Here is a 2,515-nt window from a genome sequence, read left to right on the forward strand (position 1 = left end):
CCACATCCGGGTGTTCCTCTCCTAGCAAGCGTTTCCTAAGCTCTAAGGCTTGCCGGAAGAGGGGTTCGGCCTGTTGGTAGCTGCCCTGGCGAGAGTAAAGTAAAGCCAGGTGGTTGAGGCTGGTAGCCACATCAGGGTGTTCCTCTCCTAGGACTTGTTGCCGAATCCCTAATGCTCTTTCTGCTAGGGGGATAGCTTCTGAGTATTTTCCTTGTTGGTAAAGCTCCCACCCTTGCTGAGTAAGTCGAGACGCTTCTGCTAGTTTTCTTTCAATCACAGACTCGGTTAGCTCAGTTGATGGTGAGCTTTCTTGAGCTTGGGCTATACTCATCTGTCCCCATGGTGGCACGGGAACTGCTCTGATCCCGATCACACCGACTAGGGTAGCGGCGATCAGCCCTGGTTTGATTAAGATTTTTGCCTTCATCAACGATTAGCTCCCTAAAATCTTAACTATCGGACTTACGAAATGTAGTGGGTATTGCCCCCCTAGCCCCCCAATTTTGGGGGGTAATGATGTCAAAGTCCCCCAGAATTCGGGGATTTAGGGGGCAATACCTAACTCCTGTATTTGTTGTTCCAGTTGACCTGCCCTGACCTGATCTCCCAAGGTTTGATAAACCTCTTTCCCTTTCTCTAGCCACGCGATCGCTTCATCCTTCTGACCGATAATCCCACTGGTGACTGCCAGCCCTCCAAGCACTTGAGCTTGAGTGTCTAAATCTCCTGCTGCCTTAGCCAGTTCTAGGGCTTGCCGGTAACCCTCCCTAGCTAGGCGATTTAATCCCACGTGTTGGTAAATGTCCCCCAGAAGTTGATGAACCCGGATCGACTCAGGTCCATCAGCCAAAGCTGTTTCCAGCAGGTCAATGGCTTCAGCATTTAAGTCATTGCTGCGGTACAAATGAGCCAAAGCTAGTGCTTCTGCTGGCTTACTCAACTGCTTTTGCTTAATTTGCTCTGCTGCTGCTGATACCTCCTGGGCTTTTTCCTGATCGAGGATGGTAAACCCGAAACTCCCTTCCTGTTTAGAACTTTTGCCTTGGTCAGTCTTGACAATCAGCCAATAACGAGCACCTGGTTGTAGGGACTGCTTTCCTGAGTAAACTATCTCCGTTGCACTGGTTTCCTGAGTCCACTTCACCCCTGGACCTATCACCCTGACCTGGTAAGTGCTCGCGCCCTCAACCTGATGCCAGCCCAAGAGCGGTTGCTGATTAAGCACAGAACTATCCCGAGGTCTAAGAATATAAGGAATGTCTGGATTATTGGCTGCTCTTTCAATCACTGTATCCTTGTCGGATTGAGATAGCTTTGGCTTTGAGGTAGGAGGACAGCCTTCAGAGACGATATAGTCTCTGCCACCCTCCGGTTCCCACGGCATTAAGTTCTGGCACAGGACTTTAGCAAAGGTATTGCTGCCCAGTAAGAGGTGATCCTTAGCCGCCAATGGCGCACCAATAAAGGCTGGCTGATAATCCTGCCAAGTGGAACGCTTCATTTTCACCTGACCTTGAGGACGAAGGGTCACAAGTAGATTTAAACCATTTCCAATCGGACGAGCTGGTCTAGCTAAGCTGACTACTAAGCTCAGCCCCAGGAGCAAGCCAATCAAGAGTTTCCATTTTTTCCATTGCATTAGGGTTTACCTGCCTTCTTTAACGCTTTGTGAGCTAGGATTAACCATTTTGGTTGATCAGGATTAACAATTGAACCTAGCTGAGAACACGTTTGCCATTCTTCAAGGGCTTGGCTATTGCGGGTTTGCTGTTCATAGACCTGAGCCAACAAACAGTGGGCTGAAGCGCGAGTTGTGATTTGTTCCAATCCCTCTGGTGTACTGGCTAAGTCGATCGCTCCGGTTAGAATGGTCTCCGCTTGCTCTAGCTGCTGTTGTTGTAACAATGCCCAACCGAAATTTTTCATCAAGTTGTATCTGACTCTCAACGGCTCATTTCCCGCCTGCTGTAAACTTTTCCACAGCAGAGGCGTAGCCAATTCTGGTTTATTCTCCAATATCCACAAGCGAGCCAAATTGTTCTGCGCTCTAATCAAATTCTCCTTAACAGCAAATTGATATTGACTCTTGGCTTTATCGAACTTTTGCAGGTCTTCGTAGAGGGACCCTAAATTATAGTGAGCGTTGGCATTGTCTGGATCGAGAGCCAAAGCCTGAAGATAGTCAGCTTCAGCACCAGCCAAATGCCCCTGATTATATTTCTTGACTCCCTGGCGATTGTACCAATCCGAAAAAGCTGGCTTGTTCGAGAATAATAGGACTAGAACCCCAAACAGCAACAATGTGGAAGCGAATTTGGCTTCTTCATGGTAAGGCTTGGGAATACGCAGCCTGTTGAGTAATTTTTCAAACCCTTCTTTTCCGGCTTGGGTCAGTTCGGTTCTGGCTTGCAATAGGGTTAAGATACTCGGAAACGCCACCACTGCCACTCCCGCAACTCCGGTCCCGGCACTCAGAAATCGGGGCACAATATCCACCAACAAGCTCAGATTCACA

The 2,515-nt window shown here is 48.7% G+C and carries 3 protein-coding genes; all 3 read right to left on the minus strand.

The window, feature by feature from the left end; translation table 11 throughout:
- The coding region (locus tag F6K52_RS35220) for a tetratricopeptide repeat protein (protein WP_293089669.1) at positions 1–427 on the minus strand (427 nt) is incomplete at its 3' end.
- 117 nt (positions 428–544) lie between these two features.
- On the minus strand, positions 545–1,639 hold the full coding sequence (locus F6K52_RS35225) for a tetratricopeptide repeat protein (RefSeq protein WP_293089672.1): 1,095 nt from the start codon (positions 1,637–1,639) through the stop codon (positions 545–547).
- Positions 1,639–2,515, minus strand: an 877-nt coding sequence (locus tag F6K52_RS35230; RefSeq protein WP_293089675.1) for a tetratricopeptide repeat protein, incomplete at its 5' end; no start/stop codon positions are given. The genes F6K52_RS35225 and F6K52_RS35230, both read right to left, overlap by 1 nt.

Source organism: Moorena sp. SIO3H5 (assembly GCF_010692395.1).
Lineage (GTDB): Bacteria > Cyanobacteriota > Cyanobacteriia > Cyanobacteriales > Coleofasciculaceae > Moorena.